The sequence below is a fragment of the Clostridium sp. MCC353 genome (genome assembly GCF_018785315.1).
GTDB lineage: Bacteria > Bacillota > Clostridia > Lachnospirales > Lachnospiraceae > CHH4-2.
Window position 1 is genome coordinate 1 of sequence record NZ_WQPN01000158.1, and the last position, 22,604, is coordinate 22,604.

Annotated in this window: 20 protein-coding genes and 2 pseudogenes; 6 read left to right on the forward strand and 16 right to left on the reverse strand. The window is 47.5% G+C overall.

The features are described 5' to 3' along the window. Window positions 1-344: 344 nt before the first annotated feature. From GPL15_RS23505 to thrC, 4 genes are read right to left on the reverse strand one after another with little or no spacing between them, the layout of a single operon-like run. Window positions 345-521 (reverse strand): hypothetical protein, encoded by a 177-nt coding sequence (locus GPL15_RS23505; protein ID WP_215701117.1) that lies wholly within the window; start codon window positions 519-521, stop codon window positions 345-347. Window positions 522-578: 57 nt separating this feature from the next. Beyond that, the gene (locus GPL15_RS23510) at window positions 579-965 is read right to left on the reverse strand and encodes a RidA family protein (RefSeq protein WP_215701118.1); all 387 of its coding nucleotides are present in this window, start codon (window positions 963-965) and stop codon (window positions 579-581) included. 11 nt (window positions 966-976) lie between these two features. Further along, window positions 977-2,386 (reverse strand): Na+/H+ antiporter NhaC family protein, encoded by a 1,410-nt coding sequence (locus GPL15_RS23515; protein WP_215701119.1) that lies wholly within the window; start codon window positions 2,384-2,386, stop codon window positions 977-979. 18 nt (window positions 2,387-2,404) lie between these two features. Continuing rightward, window positions 2,405-3,637: a threonine synthase gene (gene thrC / locus GPL15_RS23520; RefSeq protein ID WP_215701120.1), complete on the reverse strand. Its 1,233-nt coding sequence runs from the start codon at window positions 3,635-3,637 to the stop codon at window positions 2,405-2,407. A gap of 330 nt (window positions 3,638-3,967) precedes the next feature. On the opposite strand from thrC, the gene GPL15_RS23525 reads away from it, so the two are divergent. The 3 genes from GPL15_RS23525 (at window position 3,968) to GPL15_RS23535 (ending at window position 5,870) form a co-directional block, all read left to right on the forward strand. Then, window positions 3,968-4,618, forward strand: coding sequence for a helix-turn-helix transcriptional regulator (locus GPL15_RS23525; RefSeq protein ID WP_215701121.1), 651 nt, complete (start codon window positions 3,968-3,970; stop codon window positions 4,616-4,618). Then, complete coding sequence (locus GPL15_RS23530; RefSeq protein WP_215701122.1) at window positions 4,618-5,133, forward strand: GNAT family N-acetyltransferase; 516 nt, start codon at window positions 4,618-4,620, stop codon at window positions 5,131-5,133. Before GPL15_RS23525 ends, GPL15_RS23530 begins: the two co-directional genes overlap by 1 nt. A gap of 497 nt (window positions 5,134-5,630) precedes the next feature. Next, entirely contained in the window at window positions 5,631-5,870 is a 240-nt protein-coding gene (locus tag GPL15_RS23535; protein ID WP_215701123.1) for a hypothetical protein, read from the forward strand. Here GPL15_RS23535 and GPL15_RS28220 read toward each other — a convergent pair. Further along, window positions 5,779-6,054 (reverse strand): annotated as a pseudogene (locus GPL15_RS28220) (DUF6783 domain-containing protein). The gene GPL15_RS23535 and the pseudogene GPL15_RS28220 sit on opposite strands and share 92 nt — an antisense overlap. On the opposite strand from GPL15_RS28220, the pseudogene GPL15_RS28225 reads away from it, so the two are divergent. Next, a pseudogene (locus GPL15_RS28225) lies at window positions 5,938-6,210 on the forward strand (DUF6783 domain-containing protein); the annotation flags it as partial. The pseudogenes GPL15_RS28220 and GPL15_RS28225 overlap by 117 nt on opposite strands. On the opposite strand, the gene GPL15_RS23540 reads toward GPL15_RS28225, so the two are convergent. The 3 genes from GPL15_RS23540 to GPL15_RS23550 form a co-directional block, all read right to left on the reverse strand. Further along, window positions 6,205-7,689 (reverse strand): altronate dehydratase family protein, encoded by a 1,485-nt coding sequence (locus GPL15_RS23540; RefSeq protein WP_215701124.1) that lies wholly within the window; start codon window positions 7,687-7,689, stop codon window positions 6,205-6,207. The pseudogene GPL15_RS28225 and the gene GPL15_RS23540 overlap by 6 nt on opposite strands. Window positions 7,690-7,882: 193 nt before the next feature. Beyond that, window positions 7,883-9,211 carry a tagaturonate reductase gene (locus tag GPL15_RS23545; RefSeq protein WP_346345032.1) on the reverse strand — a complete coding sequence of 443 codons (1,329 nt, stop codon included), beginning with the start codon at window positions 9,209-9,211 and terminating at the stop codon, window positions 7,883-7,885. A gap of 352 nt (window positions 9,212-9,563) precedes the next feature. Then, on the reverse strand, window positions 9,564-10,589 hold the full coding sequence (locus GPL15_RS23550) for a zinc-binding alcohol dehydrogenase family protein (RefSeq protein ID WP_215701126.1): 1,026 nt from the start codon (window positions 10,587-10,589) through the stop codon (window positions 9,564-9,566). Between the two features lie 219 nt (window positions 10,590-10,808). Here GPL15_RS23550 and GPL15_RS23555 point away from each other — a divergent pair, with 219 nt between their 5' ends. Next, window positions 10,809-11,501, forward strand: a complete 693-nt coding sequence (locus GPL15_RS23555; protein ID WP_252198592.1) for a GntR family transcriptional regulator — start codon at window positions 10,809-10,811, stop codon at window positions 11,499-11,501. Between the two features lie 106 nt (window positions 11,502-11,607). On the opposite strand, the gene GPL15_RS23560 is transcribed toward GPL15_RS23555, so the two are convergent. From GPL15_RS23560 to GPL15_RS23570, 3 genes are all read right to left on the reverse strand, one after another. Continuing rightward, complete coding sequence (locus GPL15_RS23560) at window positions 11,608-12,864, reverse strand: hypothetical protein (RefSeq protein WP_215701127.1); 1,257 nt, start codon at window positions 12,862-12,864, stop codon at window positions 11,608-11,610. 68 nt (window positions 12,865-12,932) lie between these two features. Then, window positions 12,933-13,526: a peptide chain release factor H gene (gene prfH, locus GPL15_RS23565; RefSeq protein ID WP_215701128.1), complete on the reverse strand. Its 594-nt coding sequence runs from the start codon at window positions 13,524-13,526 to the stop codon at window positions 12,933-12,935. A 12-nt stretch (window positions 13,527-13,538) separates the two neighbouring features. After that, complete coding sequence (locus GPL15_RS23570) at window positions 13,539-14,654, reverse strand: RtcB family protein (RefSeq protein WP_215701129.1); 1,116 nt, start codon at window positions 14,652-14,654, stop codon at window positions 13,539-13,541. 593 nt (window positions 14,655-15,247) lie between these two features. Here GPL15_RS23570 and GPL15_RS23575 point away from each other — a divergent pair. Next, window positions 15,248-16,264: an effector binding domain-containing protein gene (locus GPL15_RS23575; RefSeq protein ID WP_215701130.1), complete on the forward strand. Its 1,017-nt coding sequence runs from the start codon at window positions 15,248-15,250 to the stop codon at window positions 16,262-16,264. A gap of 144 nt (window positions 16,265-16,408) precedes the next feature. On the opposite strand, the gene GPL15_RS23580 is transcribed toward GPL15_RS23575, so the two are convergent. From GPL15_RS23580 to GPL15_RS23600, 5 genes are all read right to left on the reverse strand, one after another. Beyond that, window positions 16,409-17,599 carry an iron-containing alcohol dehydrogenase gene (locus GPL15_RS23580; RefSeq protein ID WP_215701131.1) on the reverse strand — a complete coding sequence of 397 codons (1,191 nt, stop codon included), beginning with the start codon at window positions 17,597-17,599 and terminating at the stop codon, window positions 16,409-16,411. A gap of 316 nt (window positions 17,600-17,915) precedes the next feature. Then, the gene (locus tag GPL15_RS23585) at window positions 17,916-19,622 is read right to left on the reverse strand and encodes an ABC-ATPase domain-containing protein (protein WP_215701132.1); all 1,707 of its coding nucleotides are present in this window, start codon (window positions 19,620-19,622) and stop codon (window positions 17,916-17,918) included. After that, the gene (locus GPL15_RS23590) at window positions 19,619-21,505 is read right to left on the reverse strand and encodes an ABC-F family ATP-binding cassette domain-containing protein (protein WP_215701133.1); all 1,887 of its coding nucleotides are present in this window, start codon (window positions 21,503-21,505) and stop codon (window positions 19,619-19,621) included. Before GPL15_RS23590 ends, GPL15_RS23585 begins: the two co-directional genes overlap by 4 nt. Window positions 21,506-21,596: 91 nt before the next feature. Next, complete coding sequence (locus GPL15_RS23595; protein WP_215701134.1) at window positions 21,597-22,133, reverse strand: hypothetical protein; 537 nt, start codon at window positions 22,131-22,133, stop codon at window positions 21,597-21,599. Beyond that, the gene (locus GPL15_RS23600) at window positions 22,117-22,548 is read right to left on the reverse strand and encodes a nucleotidyltransferase domain-containing protein (RefSeq protein WP_215701135.1); all 432 of its coding nucleotides are present in this window, start codon (window positions 22,546-22,548) and stop codon (window positions 22,117-22,119) included. Before GPL15_RS23600 ends, GPL15_RS23595 begins: the two co-directional genes overlap by 17 nt. Window positions 22,549-22,604 lie beyond the last annotated feature (56 nt).

Genomic DNA, 22,604 nt, shown 5'->3' on the forward strand with positions numbered 1-22,604 from the left:
CGAAAATGGCTTCACCCTTTAATGTAAATCCCCACACCATTTAACATCAACCCTGAAGGCATTTTCAAAAATGCCTTGACCTTTTACTGTTAATCCCCACGTCAGTTACTTGAAATGTCTATGTGCATAATCTACACGAAATACCAAACAATATCTCAATCAAACGCTTTCCTGCCTTTTCTACTTCCCTTCCCCAAATCTTTATTTATCCTTTATCAGCCCAGTACACAGCCATGAATCCTGGGAATGGGGACGGGCGGGGGCGGAGGCCTGCTTGGAGGTGTGACGCCGGGCGGAGCGGAATCCGTTGGCGATGAAAGCCGTCTGGAAACCGTTAGTGAAACTTAGGCTCCAGGGATGGAAAAAGACGGGCAGAAACTGAAAACCAAATCAGTTTCTGAGATGCCCACTGAACGGTAATTAGTTTCACTTACGGTTGGAAGCCGGTTTTCATCGCCAACGGATTCCGCTCCGCCCGGCGTCACACCTCCAAGCAGGCCTCCGCCCCCGCCCGTCCCCATTCCCAGGATTCATGGCGTTACTTTTACGAATCAACTAAATAAATATTTTCTCCATATTTATTTAGCGGCCCACATCTCCACTTCCACCAGTATTCCCGGCAGCAGCCCGGCCTGAACCGCAGTGCGCACTGGCTTGGGTTCGGGGAACAGTTCTCTGTAAATTTTGTTGAATGCATCCCAGTCGTTTAAATCCTTCATGTATACATTTACCTTAAATACATTGTCAAAGGTACATCCTGCTGTCTGAAGCTGTTTTTGGCAGTTATCCAGAACAAGGACTGCCTGTTCTTCCAGCGTCTCCCCTTCCACAATGCCATCCATGCGTGTGGAAGTCTGGCCTGAGATCACAACCAGTTTGCTGCATGTGATCTCCAATACCGGGGAGTAGGGCCCTGCTGTCACATGCTGACTTGCATCTTTTGGTATTTCTTTGATGTAATCCATAATTTCATTCCTCAACTTTTCTTATTTTTTCCATCATTGCTTCCCCATCCTGTCAGGGCGGCAAATAATACGGTTCCAACCATTACCAGGGGATAGAAGGAAGTGAACATGGCCTGGTTGGCAGTCACCTGCGGAACCAGTCCCGGGTACTGAGCCGCAACCTCCCCTGATACGGTCATCACGGCCACAAGCGGCACCATATATGGGAGAAGGTAGGACACTGTACAGGCGCTGCAGTCCATCAGATTTGCCAGACGGACACCGCTGATATCGAATTTTTTTCCAATTTCCTTTATCAGGGACGGGCCTGCGGCCAGCATGGCCACTGTGCTGAAATTAATCATGGCATCAAAAATACCCATAATAAACAGCACCGAAACTTCCGCCTTTTTTCTGGTGGTGATCAGCCGTTCGATCAGCTTTTCCCTCAGTACGGCCAGCAGGCCGGAACAGTCAAACAGATGGGCCATGGGCGCCAGCAATACTGCCAATATGCAGAGGCCGAACATGCCGCTGACTCCATTTACCAAGATTCCCTGAGGTGCGCCGTCCGCCACATAAATGAGATCGCTCACCTTTAAAAGGCCCAATATCAATGCTTCCGCCACCGCGAACAAACTGCCCCAGGCAATGGATTCCAGCAGATGGCGGCCTCTCATTGCCAGGAAAATCACTAAAATTGCCGGAAGGATCATGGGCAGGGTTTCAGGAGATGCGAATTCGGACATGATTTTCGCGCTCTCTTCCGGCGACTGTATCTGGCCTCCGCCGAATATCAGGAACAGGACGCAGGAAATCAGGGCTGTAACCACCGCATATTTGATGCGTGACCGCACCACATCGCCAATGGCGGCATTGTTGATCTTCGCTGATGTGATCGTAGTGTCGGAAATCGGAGCCACGTTGTCCCCAAAACAGCCGCCGGATACAATAGCTCCGGCTAACACCGCAGGGTTTGCCCCAATGATAACGCCGGCCGGATAGATGACAGCCATGCACGGAATGATGGTTCCCATGCTGGTTCCCGTAGCCGATGCGTAAATGGCGCAGACAATAAATGCAACGATGCAGAACGCCCCTCCCGATAAATCTACCTTAGAAGCCGCCCAAACAAGCCCGCCCACCAATCCGGAAGATTTTAGCACCGCTCCAAAAAATCCGGCGATCAGCCAGCACAGAACCGGGACTACCGCAATGGGATCAGCCATGCCAACAAATATTTCTTCGCTGTATTCCCAGCGGTCTTTTGCAAAAAATACTCCGGCCAGGAGGCCGATCAGTGCAAACAGTGCCATGCCTGTTTCCGTAGGCGCTCCTTTAACGCAGATATAAATAGTGCCGATCAAAAATACACCAAACGGAACCAGGCTCCCCACAGGCCCGATCCAAAATTCCAGTTTTTTCTTTTCGTTTTTTTCCATACCTTTTCTCCATTTCCGTCAGATCAATTCTTCCGGCCTTGATATAACCGGAATCTGACTGGTATCCGCCTCAATGTAATGTGCTGCTTTCAATCCATGGCCTGTAACCAATGCAACTATCAGATCGGAAGGCCCGATCACCCCCTGCAGTCTCATTTTCTTCACCGCCCCCACGGCTGCCGCTCCTGTAGGTTCTGCAAACACTCCTTCTTTTCTGCTGAGTTCCTGCCATACTTCCCGGATCTCCTCTTCAGTCAGGGACGTCATGCAGCCGCCGGATTCCCTGACCAGACGGATGGTGTATTCTCCGTCCCCCTCATATCCCACAAGCTGATCTGCGATCCCTCCTGCCATGGTATCCAATACGCCGTCCCATGCCTCTACCTTTCCGTCAGGCCTTATGTATCCCCGGACAATCGGGGAACAATTTTCCGCCTGGACGCCCAGCATACGGGGCAGCTTTGATACCAGGCCCATTTGTTTCAGCTCTTGAAATCCTCGGTATACCCCTGAAAGCAGGGGCCCGGTTCCGATGGGCACGGTTATCCAGTCCGGCACCATTTTGCCTGTCTGTTCATAAATTTCGTATGCCACCGTCTTGTCGCCCTCCACTGTATAGGGATTCACGTAGGTGGACGTCAGATTGGCGTAGCCATATTTCTTGCAGGCTTCCCTCACAATTCCAAAACATTCGCTGTATCCTCCCCGGGCAAATGTAACCGATGCCCCATATGCCATCAATTGCTTCACCTTCCCCGGTGAGGTTTTCTTTGGAACGCAGGCCAGACACCGCATTCCTGCTTTGGCCGCATAGGCGGCCACGGAAACTCCCGCATTTCCGGAAGAGGCCACTGCCACAACATCGGCGCCCCTCTCTTTTGCCACGGATATGCCGACGGCGGTGGGACGGTCTTTAAAGGATGCCGTGGGATTGGAAAACTCATTTTTAATGAACAGATTCTTCATTCCCAGGCCCTCATAAATTCGTTTTGCCTGAACCAGGGCGGTATTCCCCTCTCCAAGGGATACAATATTCTCCCCATGTTCCAACGGAAGCATCTTCTTATACTTCCAAATTCCGGGCAGCGACGGATCCGTCAATTCCCGGATATCCCCCACCGTCTTCCCGGTATCCTCATACACTGCCTGCAGAAGCCCGCCGCATTCCGCACACTCATACAGGTCCGGCGGATAAATGCCGCCTGTATGCAGACGGCCGCAGACAACACACTGCAACCCCTTTACTTTCATGTTCCCCTCCTTATTTTTTCCATGCTGCAACCGTTCGGACAGTTCCTCTTCCTGACCGAAAAAAACTGTAAGGAAGCTTCGAAACGGTTACTCTATATCGTTTGGTTTCCAAGAAACAAATAGCTATTTTTTCTCCGGTGTAATTTAAAACTAACATATTCCCTGTTAAATTACAATACTTTTTTTTATATTTTTAATCACTTTTCAAATTATTTGTTTTTATAAAAATATTGAATTATAAAACTTTTTGTTATATACTAGAATAAATCTTAAAATTCATATTTTTCAGACACACTCTTGTGAATATGGAATAGAAAACGGAGGGTTATTATGAATCACATTTCTGAGGAAAAGACGTTTCTGACTCAGCTTTTGAATATGCTGTCCAACCACATGCCTGATACCACGGAAATTGTCCTGCACGATCTGACAGGCGATTATGACCATACAATTGTAGATATACGAAACGGCCACATCACCAACCGGAAAATCGGCGACTGCGGCAGTAATATGGGATTGGAGGTGCTGAGAGGCACCGTAAAAGACGGGGACCGCTACAACTATGTCACCCACACCAAAGAAGGCAAAATCCTGCGCACCTCTTCCCTTTATATCAAAGATGACAAAGGAAAGGTGGTGGGCTCCATCTGCATCAACACCGACATTACCGATACCGTCCGGTTTGAAGAATATCTTCACAGATACAACCGCTACGAACTGGTGGACGACAAAGAGGTTTTCGCCAACAATGTAGGGGAACTTCTGGACCACATGATCCAGCAGGCCCAGTTGACGGCAGGCAAGATGCCGAATATGATGAGCAAACAGGATAAACTGGATTTTATCCGTTATTTAGATGAAAAAGGGGCATTTTTAATCACCAAAGCAGGCGAAAAGATATGCAAAGCGCTGGAGATATCCAAATTTACACTGTACTCCTATTTGGATACCGTGCGCGAAGAAGACGGGAGGAAAGGCTGATGTTAGAACTGAGATTATTAAATGATGACGATATACCATTAGCTGAGATGTGGCTGAATAAGGAACATGTGAAAAAGTGGTACGAAATCCCTCATCTTGACGTTTCCATCAATGATTGGATCTATGAACTGAAAGAGCGCGGCGGAGAATTCAATTGGCTGACGCATCTCATCGTGCTTCACCATGGGCGCCCGATAGGATATTGCCAATACTATAAATGCGAAGACAGCGGAGAAGAAGATTTTGGCTCCCTGCCAATAGCCGGTTCCTACGGAATCGACTACCTCATAGGAGAAGAAGCCTGTCTGGGAAAAGGCCTGGGTAAAGAAATGATCACATTACTCACAAACAAAATATTCTCTTTCCCCGATGCCCAGCGTATCACCGCTGATATAGACAAGGAAAATAAGGCATCTGAAGGGGCGCTGTTATCCTGTGGCTTTACACTATTCGACGCAGAATCCAGCCGCTATGTTCTATTCAAACCCGAAGAAAAAAGGCCTGAAACGAACTAATTTCACGCCTATAGAACCATAAACTGCGGATATCCGCCATACCATCGATGGATTACTTCCATACCATCGATGGATTACTTCCATACCATCGATAGATTACTGCCATACCACCAATGGATTACTGCCATACCATCGATGGATTACTGCCATATCATCGATAGATTACGGCCATACCACCGATGGATTACGGCCATACCACCGATGGATTACGGCCATACCACCGATGGATTACGGCCATACCACCAGCGGATCACTGCCATACCATCGACGATTCACCACCATGCAGCCGACGATTCACTGCCATGCCACCGACGATTCACCATCATGCCACCGACGATTCACTGCCATGCCACCGACGATTCACCATCATACAGCCACCATATAACATCTGAACCGAATCTACCGTCCAAGCACATTATACCGGCAATAGCCACTTGTTTCCTTGGCCCTCCCATACACAGCCGGGAATCCAGGGAATGCGGGGCGGGCGGCAGGCCTTGCTGGGGCGTTGGCTTCTCACCGGATGCGGTTTCAGGCCCGCAGAAGGCCGGGGCGCTGTTCCCGGTTTTGGCGATTTGTTCTGGCCGTCGGCAGCTCTTAGGCTGGACGGAAGGGAAATGGAGGGGGAATCGCTGACCTTCAAAGTCAGCGATTTAGAGTGCCTGAATCGAGAATTTCTTCAGAAATTCTCGATGAATGCGCTCGGTACCCTTCATTTCCCTTCCGTCCAGCCTTAGAGTGTGTTTGAAAATTCATTTCCGCCACCTGCGCATCCCACTTTATGGTATATTTGCCCCGAATTCAGGTTACATAGCCCGCTATGCGCCCTTCATTCGGGACAAATCTCCCACAAACTGTGACGCACATCTGGCGGAAAGCAATTTTCAAACACACTCTAGAGCTGCCCCGGCCCAGAACCATGAGCCAAAACCGGGAACAGCGCCCCGGCCTTCTGCGGGCCTGAAACCACATCCGGTGAGAAGCCAACGCCCCAGCAAGGCCTGCCGCCCGCCCCGCATTCCCTGGATTCCCGGCGTCACCCCCGCCAATAAAAACCATTGCAGCCTAAATCTATAAAGTCACCCCTTGCTTAAAGATCGCGATATCATGATACCCCGCCACCTCTGACTTCACCTTTTCGCCGGAAGCAACCTTAATCACATAGTCGAACAATTCCTGCGCCATTTCCTCTTTCGTCTTGGTCTCCACCATTTCTCCCGCATTGAAATCAATCCAGTCCGCTTTGAATTTTGACAGTTTGGAATTGGAAGATATTTTTACCGTCGGAACCAGAGAGGCGAACGGCGTTCCCCTTCCAGTGGTGAACAGCACGATCTGGGCGCCTGAAACCGCCAGGCCGGTGGCCGCTACCAGGTCATTTCCGGGAGCGTAAAGCAGGTTTAAGCCTTTTTCTTCTACCCGCTGCGCGTATTCCAGCACGCCCACCACAGGAGCAGAACCGGACTTCTGGGTACATCCCAGGGATTTATCTTCCAGCGTGGAGATACCGCCCTTTTTATTTCCCGGTGAGGGGTTTTCATAGATGGTCTGGTTATGGCTGGTAAAATAATTTTTAAAGTCATTGATCAGATGGACGGTTTTTTCAAAAATCTCCTGATTTTTGCAGCGGTTCATTAAGATCGTCTCAGCGCCGAACATCTCCGGAACTTCGGTCAGGATGGTGGTGCCGCCTTTGGAGATTAAAAGGTCGGAAAATGCGCCCACCACCGGATTCGCCGTAATCCCGGACAGGCCGTCGGAACCGCCGCATTTCATGCCGATGATCAGTTCGGACGCGTCGCAGTCCTCTCTCCGGCACTGATCCGCCTGGTCATAGAGCTCTTCCAGCAGCTTTAAGGCCTCTTCCACCTCATCTTCAAATTCCTGGCACTGAAGGAATTTCACACGGCTTTCATCATATTCTCCGATATAGTCCATAAGAACCGGAATATTGCAGTTTTCGCATCCCAGGCCAAGGACCAGCACTCCCCCTGCATTGGGATGATGGATGATGTCTGCAAATACCTTTCTGGTATTTTCCTGGTCGTCTCCCATCTGGGAGCAGCCGTATGGATGGGCAAATGCCACGATATCTTCCACATTTCCTATCGGAAATCTCTTCTTCGCTTCCTGTTCAATGGCTTTGGCAACGGAATTCACACAGCCCACTGTGGGAAGAATCCACAGTTCGTTGCGCACTCCCACCGTTCCATCCGGCCTTTTGTATCCCTTAAATGTGGCCGGTTTTCCACTTAACGGCCTGAATTCAACCGGTTTATACTCATAATCCAGCACATCTCCCAGAGATGTTTTGATATTATGCACATGAATCCAGCCGCCTGCCGGAATATCCTCCTTCGCATTGCCGATACACGCGCCGTATTTAATGACCGGTTCTCCTGTTTTTATGTTGCAGAGAGCGAATTTATGCCCCTGGGGAATGTCCTCTAAGAGGGTGATGTCCTGTCCGTCTACATTTACGCATCTGCCTTTTTCCAATGGTTTTAAGGCCACTGCTACCTTGTCTTCTGTGTTGATTTTAATAAAATCCTGCATATTTTCCTCATTTCTCCGGATTTCCGGGGACTGTCATATAAATGACGCCATATGTGGCGTAATATATATGAGCGGTCTATTGATTGTTATTGTTCCTTAATTATATAGCTATACTCTAAAATCCATTATCCACTAATCCGCATATTTATAACCGAAAAGGCCGCATTGCGGCCTTTCCCTATGATCTTCACTATTATACTGCTAAAATTGCATCGTATGCTTTAGACATACCTTCTGTTTCGATGCAGTCATACCATTTCTGCACATCAGGAAGCATATCGCTTAAATCTTCTCCCCAGTACTCTTCTTTCGCCAGAATGTCGGCAACGGAAGCGGTCTTCATAAATGCCATGATGTCCTCTCCGTCATTTGCCGCATCGGTTCTGTAGAACGCGATCAGGGCTGCCAATGAGAAGGTGAGAGCCTGTGGATAGGTTCCGTACTGCTCTTTGTATTCCAGAATTGTGGGAAGAACTCTGGCTTTGAACTTGGATACGGAGTTTAAAGCGATGGAAAGCAGCAGGTGCTTAATAAATGGGTTAGAGAAACGCTCTAACACTGCAGCGCCGAATTTGCGGTTGTCTTCCGTATCGCCGATGGTCGGGATGATTTCTTCAAAAATGCATTTTTTAAGAAGAGCGGAAACTTTTTCGTCCTTCAGGCATTCGCCCACTGTTTCCAGGCCGTACAGGTGAGCGCCTAAAACCATAGAGGTATGAGCGCCGTTTAAGATTCTCACTTTTCTCTTCTTGTACGGATCCACATTGTCGGTCCAGATTACATTGAAGCCGGCTTTCTGAAGAGGAAGTTCGTCTTCGTGATCTCCCTGGATTACCCAGAGATGGAAGATTTCAGCGGTATCCATCATATTGTCCTGTTCACCGATTCTTTCGCAGAGAGCAGCATGTTCGTCTCTTGGGAAACCGGTAACGATACGGTCAACCAGTGTGGAGCAGAAATCATTTTCAGATTTCAGCCATGTTTTGAAGTCTTCGCCTAAATTCCATAAATCGGCATACTGTAAACAGCATTTTTCCAGCTCTTCGCCGTTGTGGTCGATCAATTCGCAGGAAAGCACGATAAAGCCTTTTAATCCCAATTGAAATCTCTTATATAATAACTGTGTTAATTTTCCAGGGAAGGATTTTGCTGGAGCGTCCTCGAATTTATTAGAAGGAACAAATTCGATGCCGGCTTCTGTAGTATTGGAAACGATAAAGCGGAAATCAGGGTTCTCAGCCAGTTTCATGTAGCTTTCGAAATCGCTGTATGGGTTCACACATCTGGAAATGACATCGATGTGTGTGTGCTCGTCAATGACTTCCCCGTTGTCAATTCCTCTTAAAAACAGGTTGTATTCACAGTTCTGCTTCTCTAACATCTCGCACATGCCTTTTTCAATCGGCTGTACGATCACTACAGAACCGTCAAATAATTCTTTTTCTTTTAATTTCATAAAGAAGTAGTCTACAAATCCACGTAAAAATCCGCCTTCACCAAACTGAATTACTGTTTCTTTCATCATTTTCTCCATTCCGCCTTGTTATGGCATTTCATATAATTTAAGTGTAACAGTTCAGACGGCTTATCTTCTTGACCGGAAAAACCGGTCAAGAAGCATCGGATGTCCATCCGATGTAAAAATTGACAAGAAAGAATCCCGCTTGCGGGATTCTCCGCCTGCGGCGGGTCGCTTCAGCGACATAATTCCCTACCGCCGCATTATATGCGATACGCAGTGCGATCCTGCCCGGAGGGCTTTTTTATTTCATAGGACGCACTTTCCTATGAAATAAAGAAAGCAGCTTACAAGCAAGCTTGACATTGCTTTTTTTGTCAATTTTTCCGCCGTCTGAACTGTTACATTTAAGTTTTTAAATTTCGCTGAAATCTATGCAGACTTTCAGCATATTTCCAGGATTATTTGCAAAATCCTTAAATGCATCCGCAACATCTGCAAATTTATATGTATTGGTAATAATTTTATCGAGAGGCGCTTTTCCTGCTTTTACAAGGTCGATCAGTTCGATAAAATCTTTCTTTAAAGCATTTCTGGAACCGTATACATTCAGTTCTTTTTTCTGAATCAGTGTGAAATTGAAGTCCAGGTTTTTCTTGCCCACGCCGATCAGCACCATTCTTCCGCCGAAACAGGCCGCGTCGATACAGTTCTGGAAGGTGGAAGGCAGACCTACCGCTTCAATGGTAACGTCGAAACCATTTCCTCCGGTTATTTCAGCAACTTTTGCGTCAAATTCTTCCGGTGATGAATTCAGGATGATGCCGTCAATGCCAAACTCCATAGCCATATCCAGTTTGCCCTGGGCAACATCGGACATGTAAACTTCAGCGCCTTTGGCCTTTGCCGCGATTGCAGCCAAAACCCCAATGGTTCCGGCGCCAACGACCAGCACTTTATCGCCTTCTTTTACATCGGCTCTGCTCACACCGTGGTAGCTGATGCAGAAAGGTTCGATGGCTGCCAGCACCTTCGCGTCCAGACCTTTGCCGTCATAGATCCGCTCAACCGGCATGGTGATATATTCGCAGAAAGCTCCGTCCCTCTGGCATCCCATGGTCTGATTGTCCATACATGCGTTCACAATGCCGTGGCTGCAGGAATAGCAGTGTCCGCAGTTAAAATAAGGATTACAGGTTACAACCATGCCTGGCTTTAATCCCTGGCTGTTTTCACCGATCTCAACGATCTCCGCAGAAAACTCGTGGCCCGGAATTCTTGGATAGTCAAAATATGCGAACGTTCCTTTATAAGAGCCCAAATCGCTTCCGCAAATTCCTCCGTACAGAACCTTTAAAAGTGCTTCCCCTTCTTTTCTCACCGGCATATCGATCTCTTTAATCTCCACTTCGCCCGGCGCGTTAATATAAACAGATTTCATAGTGACCGCCTTTCTCTGTTACCTTGTATTCTTTGTTGTATACATTAGAGTATAAGTTTATCCAACGCTATAGTCAATAGTATTTTAGCTATTTTTTCATTTTTTGTGTAAAATACTGATTTTAAATCCATTTTTTTGTTTATTAATGACAATCATGACCATGGGGTATCCTTCAGATGACGCTTGATTCCTGTTTATGAATATGGTAAGATAAATGAAATGCAGATAAAGAAAGGTTGTTATGTATACATGAGCAAAGTCAATTTAAAAACACTCGCATATAACAGCATCAAAAATAAAATTATCACCTGTGAGTACGCCCCCGGCACCTTCTTAAATGAAGAGGCCCTTACTGATGAGCTGAATATCAGCCGCACCCCCATCCGGGACGCATTAGGCCGTCTGGAACAGGAGGGGCTGGTTGAAATCAAAGCCAAACGGGGAATCACCGTGACGCCGCTCACCATGAAAGATATCAACATGATCTTCGAAATCAGGTGCATGTATGAACCATATATCATCGAACACTACGGAACCGCGCTGAACGATGAAAGGCTGGCGGAATTTTACAGGATTTTTTCCCATCCCAATGCGGAAAGCGAACAGTTCCAGAACAATGACTATTATTATGAACTGGACTCCGCATTCCATCAGATGGTCATCGATATCTGTCCCAACATCTATATGAGGCAGAATTACGATTTGATTCAGACCCAGAGCGAACGATTCCGCTTTATGACCGGGAATATCTCCAATAACCGGCTGGAAGATACGTTTAGGGAACACAATGAGATCATCACGGCCTGCCTGCAAAAGGACTGGGCCGCGGCCTCGGAGCGGATGCTGTTTCATTTGGAGGAATCGAAAAAGGCTACGTTTAAATTGGCATTTGACAGTATGATGGGAATTTGATGTGATATGCGTATTCGAATATAAAGATAAAAATGCAAAAGGCGGTTACCCGGGCAATATACGGCCTGGCAACCGCCTTCTGCCTGTATTTTTTTCTAAACCATATCTATGGAGTTCCTTGTACCTCTGATTTTGGCGGTTCATCCACAGGAAATCCCCAAGCTGTATAATAAGAGCCGGGATTCTGATTTATACCATTAATCCATCCGCCGTCGCTAAATTCGATTTTACCTTCGATTTGCCAACTTCCATTTTCATACTCTTGCAGATGTTCTCCTTCTCCCATATCAAAATGAATGGAATATGTAACCGGCTCATGCGTGTACCAGGTTATTTCAAAATCTCCATTAAAGTATCCGTCGGTAAATTCTCCATCATAGTATTGATCCAGAAAGAAATCATACATAGTTCCATGTCCATTAGGCAGATCATTTTTCCATCCGCCTCTATAATATCCGATTTTCCCTGTTGTACTGGACGAAAATAAGGTTCCTGACACCCTCTGCCCATTTTCCCACTCACCAACAAAATATTGGGCATTAAATCCATCGTCACACAAAGCCGCGCCAAATCCTTCCGGCCGTCCGAGTTCATCTGTTTCACCATAATAAGCTTTTCTGCCATGATAAAAATCAGTCTCTATAAGGCAGCTAACATCCGTTGTATGTCCCGGGGGTTGTGTCAAATCAGCAATGTATGTTTCAGCGCCTTCTATCCCTGATTCCATAAATGCATCATGCAGAGCCATGAGTATCGAACGGCATTCTTCAAACTGCGCCTCAGTATAGCCATGGTTTTCTCCATAATCCAGATAATCATCCGGATATCGTTTTGCAGTCAGCCGTTCAACGGACTTTTCTGCCTCCACACTTTCCGGATTGATTTCCAACAGTTTTCTGTAATATTGAAGCGCTTTTTCCTGATCATGTCCGACGGCTTCATCAGCCATAGCCAGATACAGTTGTGTAATACGCAAAAGGAAACCGGACCGGATGGTATCATAGTCCGTACTTTCTTTCACTTCATCATTTTCCAGCAAAATGAGGGCTGCCTCTAAAATCTCTGCGGCTTTTTCATTCTCACCCAGCCCTATATAAGCGTCTGCTGAGCCGGAATATGCATCCCATGTTTTTGCATCAATTTCAATCACTTTACTGAACGCTATTAATGCCTCTTCATATTTCATTTCGTCCAAATACCGATATCCGAGTTCCAGTTGTTTTGCTGCATTCGTCTCCGCTGTTGTGCACGCCTGGATTCCAAATAAAAGACAGCACAGCATCAGAACATATGCCAGCTTTTTTCCAATCATCTTCCAACAGCCTGTTTCCGGCAAATGATCTGCAAATACATCGTTCTTCATACCCTTACCTCCTGTATCCATGCTCTGTAAGACAATTATATCACACCCACTCCGCCACAGCCTGTCTTTTACCGCTTTTTCAGCGTAAATTTCATCCCTTCATACACCCTGACCGCCTGCCCCCGAACCAGCCGGTTATGCTCTTTCCAGGCGCTGTTTTCCCGGTCTTCCCTGGCTTTTTCATCCAGCTTATATAATTCCAGTTCCAGTTTTTCCATGGCCCGCTTCTTATTCATATACTGGCTTCTCTCTTCTGTGGCCGTCACCGTAATTCCAGTGGGAATGTGGATCAGGCGGACGCCGGTTTCCACTTTGTTCACATTCTGGCCGCCTTTTCCGCCGCAGTGAAACCGTTCAAAGCGGATATTAGCCTCTTTGGGAGTATATTCAAATTCGGGCAATACACTGACGTCCACAAACCAATTCTTTCTCTTATGCTCCGGCCGGTAAGGGCTGCGGCAGATCCACTGCACGCTGCCCTCCAGCCAGGACAAATCCTGGTCTGTTTCAGCGATGATGGAAGAATAGGTGTCCGGCCTGCTGCCTTCCTTCATGCTGAGGGCTTTTAAGCCCGGGTATTCCCGTTTCAAAGCCTGAAACAGCTTACTCACCGCCAGCTCGCATTCCGCAGGGCCCTGGCCTGAACTCAATTGTATGATCATTGCATTTCCCCCCTATTCATTTCCAGCTTTGAAATTGTAAACCGGCCGTATAATCTGAACCACATCCGCCGTGTCCCCGATCCGGCTTTGAACCGCCTCCATTGTCCGGTAGGCAAAAGGAGCTTCATCCAGGGTTTCTTTCCCGATGGAAGAACAGTAAATCCCCTTCATCTCCTTTTTAAACTCGGATACCGTATGGGCGTTCAGCGCTTCGCTGCGGCTGGCAATCCGGCCGGAACCGTGAGGGGCCGACTGGTTCCATTCCCGGCTGCCTTTGCCCACACAGAGGAGGGCCCCTTCCTTCATGTTGACCGGTATCAGGATTTTCTCTCCCTTTTTCGCTGAAACCGCCCCTTTTCTCAGCATGTATTCCCCGTCCTCTGAGGAAATATAATTATGCACGGTGTCAAACCGGTCCAGTTCCTTCCATTTCATTCCTTTCATGATCTCATCCGCAATGCACCGGCGGTTCAGAGCCGCAAACTCCCGGATGATCTCCATATCGCGGACATAATTCTCAAATAATTCTCCTTCCGCATAAGCCAGAGCAAATGGGACTTCAATCTGATTCTCCCTGCACTGCGCGAAGGCGGCCTTCTGATAATACTCTGCGGCCTCCACCCCCAAATGGCGGCTCCCAGAATGAATCACCAGGTAATAGGAACCGTCTTCTGCCCGGTCCAATTCGATGAAATGATTGCCTCCGCCCAGGGTCCCCAAGCTTAACAGAGCTTTTTCCTTCCTCACCGCCTTCCGGCAGTGAAGCCGGTCAAGTTCCGCTTCTTCTGCAAAACGATGGATTTCACTCCTTATTTTCATGCCGGAAGGCACCCGCTTTGCAATCACGGAATCCAGTTTCTGAAATTCCATATTCCGGGCCTTTAAATGGACACAGGTCATTCCGCATCCGATATCCACTCCCACAAGATAGGGGATTACCTTATCTTTTATGGTCATAGCCGTTCCGATGGTACAGTATTTTCCCGGATGGACATCCGGCATAATTCTAATTCTGCTGTCTTTAAAAATGGGATTGTCGCAGATATTCTTAATCTGCGCGGCCGCATAGTCTTCGATGTCGTCCGTAAAGACCGCGGCTGATGTATAGACTCCTTTTATCTCTTTCATATACCCTCTGATCTGCCGTTTTCAGTTAAATATACGGCATTCTTTCACTATTCTGCTCAATTTTGGGTACAAAAATAGTACCCTGTCTCCGTTGTCATAACCGGGCAGAAGTACCGGGAAGAGATAAACGAAAAGATTCGTTTAAACCTGTTTATTGTTTATACCTGTGGTTAAAATCTATCTGGCACCGACAGGACAACCCGGATTCCACCTGTTACCTTTTTCATTGTTCAAACCATTCATGCGTCTCATAGTGTTGTCCTCCTTTCCTGTGATTCCAAACGGAATACTGATCTTTTTCACTGGTTACCTGGTTATTGTAACGTCTCTGTTAAAAAACGTCAATCCTTTTTATATCGAATTCTTCTTTTTTATATTGAATTATTCTGACCATTTAGAAAATGCCATTCTACAGACATTTTTGCCTGGAATGGGCGGCTTTTCTGCTTGACTTTGACACCGTGTCGTAGTTTATACTAAAAAACATAAGAAGCAGAGTGAAGCCTAATCCCGATGGCTTATGTTTCACACCCAAATTTGTGACGGAGCCACAAATTTGAACCGCACAAAACGCTCCGGCATGGAGGTAAAACATGAAGGAAATGACTATAAGCCAGGTATCCCAAAGTTTGGGAATATCAACAAGAATGCTTCGTTATTACGAAAAGGCAGGATTAATCAGCAGTTCCCGGCGGGAAGGATATTCCTACCGGATATATGATGATAATACAGTTACCCGGATTAAACAAATTTTACTTCTGCGGAAGCTGAGAATACCTGTCCGCCAAATTGAAACTATCTTGAACAATACAAATGCGGTTGGAGCTATTGAGATCTTTCAGCAAAATATTGATGAATTGGATGAAGAGATCACAGCTCTTTCAACCATAAGAAATATACTGAACCATTTAGTTGAAGAACTCAGCAAGGCCACAGAACTGCCGCTGAAAAATATTATCTCTCAAGATGATACCCTATTAACAACAATTGAGTCCCTAGAGTTAATCAGCATTAATTTCAAGGAGGAACAAACCGTGGACAAATTAAAAAAAGCAGACGAACGTCTTTCAAAGATCAACGATGTGCGAATTATCTATCTGCCTCCGGCAGTAATAGCTGCTTCACATTATATTGGTGATGATCCTGAATTGCATGCAAACTTCCTAATTGAAAAATTTATTAAAGAAAGTTCTTTAAGAAAGGCAAAACCGGATTTGAGACATTTTGGTTTTAATCACCCTAATCCCGTTGATGAAACCGGATTTCATGGTTATGAAGCATGGGTGACAATTCCTGATGATATGGAAGTTCCAGAACCACTCGAAAAGAAGCGGTTCTGCGGCGGTTTATACGCGGCCCATATGATTAAATTTGGTAATTTTAATGAATGGGGCCCATTTCTTAAATGGGTTATGAAAGACGAAAGATATGAATTTGCAGGCGATTTACAAGACCAGGAGCACATGTGCGGACTATTGGAAGAACATTTGAATTTTTACAGCCATTTAGAACAGCCTGATTTGGATTTAGAACAGCTGCAGCTAGACCTTTTAATACCAATAAAAGAAAAACATACAGAAACGAGGAAGGAAAAAGCGGGCTGCCCATGAAAACGCACCGGCATGAAACTGGGGTCAGTCTCATGCCGGTGCTTTCATGCAGAACGATTGAAGCCCGGATTCGGGGAAGGTATGGCTGACATACCAAGCAAGTCAGCCGGCCGGACTAATGGTCTGCTGGCTGAGAATCCATCTCTAAAAATCCACTTCCGTATCATAGTAACAGCAGGTCAGCAGTTTTTCCATCTCCGCCGGTGTGATCTGACGCGGGTTTGATCCGGTGCAGGCGTCTCCGACTGCCAGCTCGGCAACCGTTTTCAGTTTGCTGTTAAACTCCGCCTCATCGATGATTCCGCCTTCATATTCTTTGATGCAGGACGGGATGTTAAGCTTCTCGTTCATGGAACGGATTTCAGCGATCAGGGCGTCTACCAGCTCCTCTGTCGTTTCTCCCTTCAAATCGATGAATCTGGCAATATCCGCATACCGTTTGGCGGCTGTGTCGTCTTTGGCATTGAATTTGATAACTTTTGGAAGGTACATGGCATTGGCACAGCCGTGAACGATGTGTCCGCCGCTGTAAGCCGCGCCTGTCTTATGGGCCATGGAATGGACGATTCCTAATAATGCGTTGGAAAATGCCATTCCCGCCAGACACTGCGCATTGTGCATCCTGTCTCTGGCGCTCATATCCCCGTTATAGGAATCGATCAGGAATGTGTGGATCATTTTGATGGCGTGCAGAGCCAGGGGATCCGTATAATCGCTGTTTAATGTGGATACATATGCCTCTATTGCATGGGTCATGGCATCCATTCCGGTATGGGCGGTCAATTTCGCTGGCATGGTCTCCGCTAAATCCGGGTCTACGATGGCAACATCAGGAGTGATGTTAAAGTCTGCCAGCGGATATTTAATTCCCTTCTGATAATCTGTGATAACGCTGAATGCGGTCACTTCCGTAGCTGTGCCGGAAGTGGACGGAATCGCACAAAATCTGGCTTTTGTACGAAGAGTCGGGAAATTAAATGGGATGCACAGCTCTTCGAATGTGGTATCCGGGTATTCATAAAATGCCCACATCGCTTTTGCTGCGTCGATGGGGGAACCGCCTCCGATGGCAACAATCCAGTCAGGACCGAATTCTTTCATCATCTCAGCGCCCTTCATCACTGTCTCCACGCTGGGATCCGGCTCTACGCCTTCAAACAGTTTCACTTCCATTCCGGCTTCCGTTAAGTTTGTTACAACTTTGTCAAGAAAACCAAACCGTTTCATGGAGCCGCCTCCAACAACAACGATGGCTTTATTCCCTTTTAAGTTTTTCAGCTCGTCAATAGCGCCTTTTCCGTGATATAAATCCCTTGGTAATGTGAATCTGGCCATAATAAATCCTCCTTCATATATGTATAATTATGATAATTTTGTATCAATCTCAGTTACTATTGTACCAATGATTCTGTAAAAATAGTAATATAAAAGGATACATATCAGTATATAATTACTGATATGTATCCTCTACTGGAATTATGATATTCAATAATAAGTAACCATTCAGATGGCTCATCCTCTTGACTAAAAAGCCGGTCGAGAAACATCAGATATCCATCCGATGTAAAAACCAGTTAAGAAAGCTGCTTACAAGCAAACTTGGCGTTGCTTTCCTAACCAAGTTTCCCGCCGTCTAATCGATTGCGGTTTATCAGAAGCGGAGGCCGCGGTAGCGGTTAAAGCAGGCGAATATCTCCTGCCGCCTGGGCCTTGCCAGGGAATCGGGAAGATAAAAACCATCGGCCAGGGCTGCCAGCCCCTTCTGATCCATTAAGGTTTCCAGCGCGTCCACAATTTCCCTCATGCTCCGCTTTCCGTTCATCATTTTCATCTCTCCGTATTTTAAAAGGTATACGAGAGCCTGGAGCTGTTCCTGATCCACAAGCTGTTCCACATAACGCAGATCCACCACTTCCCTGTCCAGAGACACAGAATCCCGGCCCAGCACTTTGGATTTAATCCTGTTGTTATCCTTTAATGCGGAATTGGTACGGGGACGCCGCTCATTGAAATCCGCGATGACAAGGGGGTCTTCTAAAATCCTGATTCCCGCGTACTGGCCCGCAGCCTCTTTCGCCGTTTTCGTGATATCATAGGGAAGATAGTCCTCCATCTGGATCACTGTATCCGCCACATGGAAGTAAGCGCCGGAACTGCCGGCCACCATGATGGTTGAGATTCCAAGCTGTTCATAAACAGCCCTCACCCGTTCCACAAATGGGGTGATAGGTTCTTTGTCCCGGCTCACCACCTGCTGCATCAGTTCATCCCGGATCATGAAATTGGTGGCGGATGTATCCTCATCGATGAGGAACAGGGAAGCCCCCGCCTCCACCGCTTCCACCGTATTGGCCGCCTGGGACGTGCTGCCGCTGGCATCCGGGGTATCAAAATGTACCGTATCTTTCCCGTTGGGCAGGTTGTTGATAAAGGGTGATATATCAACCTGCTGAATGCTTCTGGAATCCTCCGCCCTCAATTTAACAGCCGACTGGTCGGTTATCACAAGTTCCCTTCCGTCTCCCGGAATGTGATTGTAAATGCCCAGTTCCAACGCTTCCAGAACCGTGGATTTTCCATGAAAACCGCCGCCCACAATGAGTGTGATCCCCTTTTTTATTCCCATTCCCGTGACAGGGCCGTGATAGGGGAGGTCAAGAGTTACCTCCATGGAAGCCGGGGACTGGAATATGACCGCCTGTCTCATGGGCCTCTGCGATACTCCGCTTTCCCTTGGCAGCACAGAACCGTTGGCAATAAATGCCGCCAGGCCCATTTCATCCAGTTTCCCCCTGATATACTGCTGATCAACGCAGAGGCGGACCGCCTTTTCCAGCGGATCATGGTTCAACTTATTATAGAAGAAACTGGAACAGACACAGCCTGGAAGCAGGTCAAATAGTATTTTAATCAGTTCGCCGGAATTGATGGTTCTGCCATTGGCAGGGAAACCGATCTCCATTCTCACCAGAATATCGCCATTTTTCGGATCTACGGTACAGGCGCTCCGCTCCAGCACCTGCTGCCCGCAGCGGCTGACGCCGATCAGTCCGCTCTTTCCCGAACCTTTGGCCTTGAAGTTGATTTTTTCAATCTGCTTTCCGAACATCCGCGTCAGATAATCCTGCAGGGTTATCCGCTTCATCCGTTCCTCATACAGGCGTTCCGGGAAACCGGCCTGTCTGCCTGAGATGAGAACGCTCACCTTGGATGGGGCGGCAAATGGATCCCCCTGCACATGATCGATGGACAGCCTGTAATCCTTAAAATCATAGCAGCCCTGGATCGATTTGTAAGCCGGATAACTCCTTCTGTCTATGGCTGTTAACTCTTTTCTCAAATCTAATGATGTCTTCATATCAACTTTCCTTCCTCTCCAATCTGATACCACTCCAAACAATATGCGTTCCACTCTTCCCACGCCTGGAATAACAGTTCCTTCATCCGTTCATACTCCGCCTGCTGATCCCAGCTTCCCCCGTTCCAGAACCCTTCCGACTGTTCCCATGCTTCCCGCATGGCCGCCAAGTCATCCTGCAGCCGCTCCGTCCGCATTCCCGCAGCCTCCATCTTCTCTCCCGCCAGGCGGAGCTGCCAGTCAAAATAGGCTTCCTCTTCCGGAATCTCCCTGAGCCTGTGGCGTTCCGCCTTAGGAACAGCCCGCATCCCCGCAATCAGAGCCTGTTCTTCCGCCTTCACCTGGGCCGCCATGCTCTCCCCTGTGTCCTTCCTGGCGCAGCGCTCCAGATAATGTTCATAACCAAAGGGATAATACATTACCGACTGATCCTCAAAAATCATCACCGCATCCGCTACCTGGCGGATAAAATAACGGTCATGGGACACGAATATGACCGTTCCCGTATAAGCTTGAAATGCCGATTCCAGCGTCTCTTTCGCCTGAATGTCCATGTGATTGGTGGGCTCGTCCAGAATCAGGAAATTAGGGCGGCTCTGCAAGAGTTCCGCCAGCACCAGCCTGGATTTCTCCCCACCGGAAAGGGAACTGACCCGCTTTCCCGCCTCCCGTCCGCCAAACAGATAGGCCCCGAGAATGCTCCTCACCTCTTTTTCCGTCAGCGCCGGAAACAGATCGTGGAAATGATCCGCCACCGTTTTATCCGACATGATCTGGGCGGAGTGCTGGTCAAAATACCCGATGGTGATGTTATTTCCCAGGGAATACGTACCGTCTATCGGGGGAATCAGCCCTGCTGCCGTCTTTAAAAATGTGGTTTTACCCACTCCATTTGCCCCCAGTATCCCGATCTTCTGTCCCTTGCGCACCCGCATGGTGATCTCCAGCACCGGGGTATTGTAACCGATTTTCAAATGTTCCGCCTCGAATACGGTTTTGCTCCCTGAAACCAGAGGCTCAATTTCGCCGGTGAAAATATGTACGTCATCTTCCTCCGGCTTTGAAACCGCAGTCATCCTCTCCATGGCCTTTTTCTTGGACCGGGCAAAGGACGCTTTCCTGGGTTTATGCTTAAAGCGCTCCACCAGTTCTTCCAGGCGCTTTGTCTCTTCTATATAGCGTTCATAGGCTTTTTGCTGCAGCCGTATGCTCTTTAATTTCTGTTGGCGGTAGGCGGTGTAATTGCCGGGATAGCGGGTCATCTTCCCGCCTGCCAGCTCATAGACCACATCCGTGGTCTGATCCAGGAAAAAGCGGTCATGGGATACCATAACCACTGCCTTTTCGTAGCGTTTTAAATATTGTTCCAGCCACTCCGACGTGGCAAGATCCAGGTGGTTGGTGGGCTCGTCCAGCAAAAGGACGTCCGGTTTCGCCAGCAGAAGGCGGATCAGCGCGATCTTGGTCTGCTCGCCTCCTGAAAATGAGGACAGCTTCCTGCGTTTATCCCCTTTAGTGAAGCCCAGCCCGGTAAACAGGATATCATACTCCCGTTCATAATCAAAACGCTCTCTTGCATAGGTATCCCTGCACGGGCAGGAGGCCAAAAGTTCCTCCTCCACGGTTTTCTCCCTGTCGGAAAATACCTGCTGGCTCAGCATCCCGGCCGTGATCTTTCTGGAGCAGATGATTCCCGGTCCGTTTCTCTTATCATCCCGGTCCAGCTCCAGCTCTCCGGCAATGAGGCGGAGCAGAGTTGTTTTCCCGGCTCCATTTCTTCCCACCACCGCAATCTTTTCATTTCCCCGTATTTCAAAATCTATATGTGACAATATGGGCACGCCGCCCAAGGTCACGGTTCCGTCCGTAATCTGATATAACATCTGTCTTCCTTCTGTTCTTCATTTCTAAAATGGCTTCGCTCCTGTTATAATATCACAGCCGGCCTCAATATTCCACAATTTTAACTGCCGCTCAGGTGGTCTTTAAAAGATTTTCCCGCCTGCAGTACTCCCATATCATGTCAAAAATCGCTTCATACCCTTCCGAGTAATTGGCCACATTTTCCATCACGGTTTCCATGTTCCCCTTGTAATTTTCATATGCGTGCACGATTTCATTCCGGTCGGACATGGAAGTCACCGCATTGTCCACCTCTTCATTTTCACATTCCCCGGGAAACAGGCTTTGAAACCGTCCGATGGCCCGGCGGATGGAAATATCCTCATTTTTCAGGATTTCCCCTTCCGCCTCCATCACGGATTCCATGATATCCTGAAATGCGATCACCATATAGCCGAACCGGTTAGCCAGGCTGTCCCTGTAGTCCAGGCGGTCCGTGCCTTCCGCATTCAGATATTTCCGGTAAATCCGTTTCATGGAGTCGATATGGTCTTTCATCTCATATAATTTCATCTCCAGAGTAAATGCCGTAATCTTTTTCCTGTCATATTCCCTGGAATCCGGGCCTGTAATTCCCGCTTTTTTAAGTGCCTCACCGAATGCGCCCATGATCTGCCTCCTCCCGCGCCTCTTTTATGATTGTCTCCTGTGGGTTCTCCCCATACTCTTTTGTCATCTGTTTCATATAGCTGATCAGCTCATCAGGACAATAATCCGTCACCGCGCAGGTGTGGCCTGTGACAATGGAAATGTTGATGTACTGGGATTTCACAAGCCGCATCCTGACCACATCATTGTCAATTCCCAGCTTTTTAAAATAATCTTTTGTATAAGCGTATATCCTGAACGTAAGCCCCGGTTTTAAAGACAGGATGCCGATATCGATATCCGAATCTTCCGTATACCGTTCCGTCAAAAAACTTCCGAAAATGAGGACATTATACTGTCCCCAGTCCGGAAATTCCTTTTTTACCGAATCGGCATAATCCTGTACTATTTTTTGCCGTTCTTTTATGGAAAGCATAAAATTCCCCCTCTCTTTCTATTAGGATTCCTGTATTTGTCCATTATTAATCATTT

What these genes read in the sequence shown, in the direction of transcription:
- GPL15_RS23505 (WP_215701117.1), bottom strand. Translation starts at nt 521, where the DNA reads ATGGGGACGGGCGGGGGCGGAGGCCTGCTTGGAGGTGTGACGCCGGGC.
- GPL15_RS23510 (WP_215701118.1), bottom strand. Translation starts at nt 965, where the DNA reads ATGGATTACATCAAAGAAATACCAAAAGATGCAAGTCAGCATGTGACA.
- GPL15_RS23515 (WP_215701119.1), bottom strand. Translation starts at nt 2,386, where the DNA reads ATGGAAAAAAACGAAAAGAAAAAACTGGAATTTTGGATCGGGCCTGTG.
- thrC (WP_215701120.1), bottom strand. Translation starts at nt 3,637, where the DNA reads ATGAAAGTAAAGGGGTTGCAGTGTGTTGTCTGCGGCCGTCTGCATACA.
- GPL15_RS23525 (WP_215701121.1), top strand. Translation starts at nt 3,968, where the DNA reads ATGAATCACATTTCTGAGGAAAAGACGTTTCTGACTCAGCTTTTGAAT.
- GPL15_RS23530 (WP_215701122.1), top strand. Translation starts at nt 4,618, where the DNA reads ATGTTAGAACTGAGATTATTAAATGATGACGATATACCATTAGCTGAG.
- GPL15_RS23540 (WP_215701124.1), bottom strand. Translation starts at nt 7,689, where the DNA reads ATGCAGGATTTTATTAAAATCAACACAGAAGACAAGGTAGCAGTGGCC.
- GPL15_RS23545 (WP_346345032.1), bottom strand. Translation starts at nt 9,211, where the DNA reads ATGAAAGAAACAGTAATTCAGTTTGGTGAAGGCGGATTTTTACGTGGA.
- GPL15_RS23550 (WP_215701126.1), bottom strand. Translation starts at nt 10,589, where the DNA reads ATGAAATCTGTTTATATTAACGCGCCGGGCGAAGTGGAGATTAAAGAG.
- GPL15_RS23555 (WP_252198592.1), top strand. Translation starts at nt 10,809, where the DNA reads ATGCAGATAAAGAAAGGTTGTTATGTATACATGAGCAAAGTCAATTTA.
- GPL15_RS23560 (WP_215701127.1), bottom strand. Translation starts at nt 12,864, where the DNA reads ATGAAGAACGATGTATTTGCAGATCATTTGCCGGAAACAGGCTGTTGG.
- prfH (WP_215701128.1), bottom strand. Translation starts at nt 13,526, where the DNA reads ATGATCATACAATTGAGTTCAGGCCAGGGCCCTGCGGAATGCGAGCTG.
- GPL15_RS23570 (WP_215701129.1), bottom strand. Translation starts at nt 14,654, where the DNA reads ATGAAAGAGATAAAAGGAGTCTATACATCAGCCGCGGTCTTTACGGAC.
- GPL15_RS23575 (WP_215701130.1), top strand. Translation starts at nt 15,248, where the DNA reads ATGAAGGAAATGACTATAAGCCAGGTATCCCAAAGTTTGGGAATATCA.
- GPL15_RS23580 (WP_215701131.1), bottom strand. Translation starts at nt 17,599, where the DNA reads ATGGCCAGATTCACATTACCAAGGGATTTATATCACGGAAAAGGCGCT.
- GPL15_RS23585 (WP_215701132.1), bottom strand. Translation starts at nt 19,622, where the DNA reads ATGAAGACATCATTAGATTTGAGAAAAGAGTTAACAGCCATAGACAGA.
- GPL15_RS23590 (WP_215701133.1), bottom strand. Translation starts at nt 21,505, where the DNA reads ATGTTATATCAGATTACGGACGGAACCGTGACCTTGGGCGGCGTGCCC.
- GPL15_RS23595 (WP_215701134.1), bottom strand. Translation starts at nt 22,133, where the DNA reads ATGGGCGCATTCGGTGAGGCACTTAAAAAAGCGGGAATTACAGGCCCG.
- GPL15_RS23600 (WP_215701135.1), bottom strand. Translation starts at nt 22,548, where the DNA reads ATGCTTTCCATAAAAGAACGGCAAAAAATAGTACAGGATTATGCCGAT.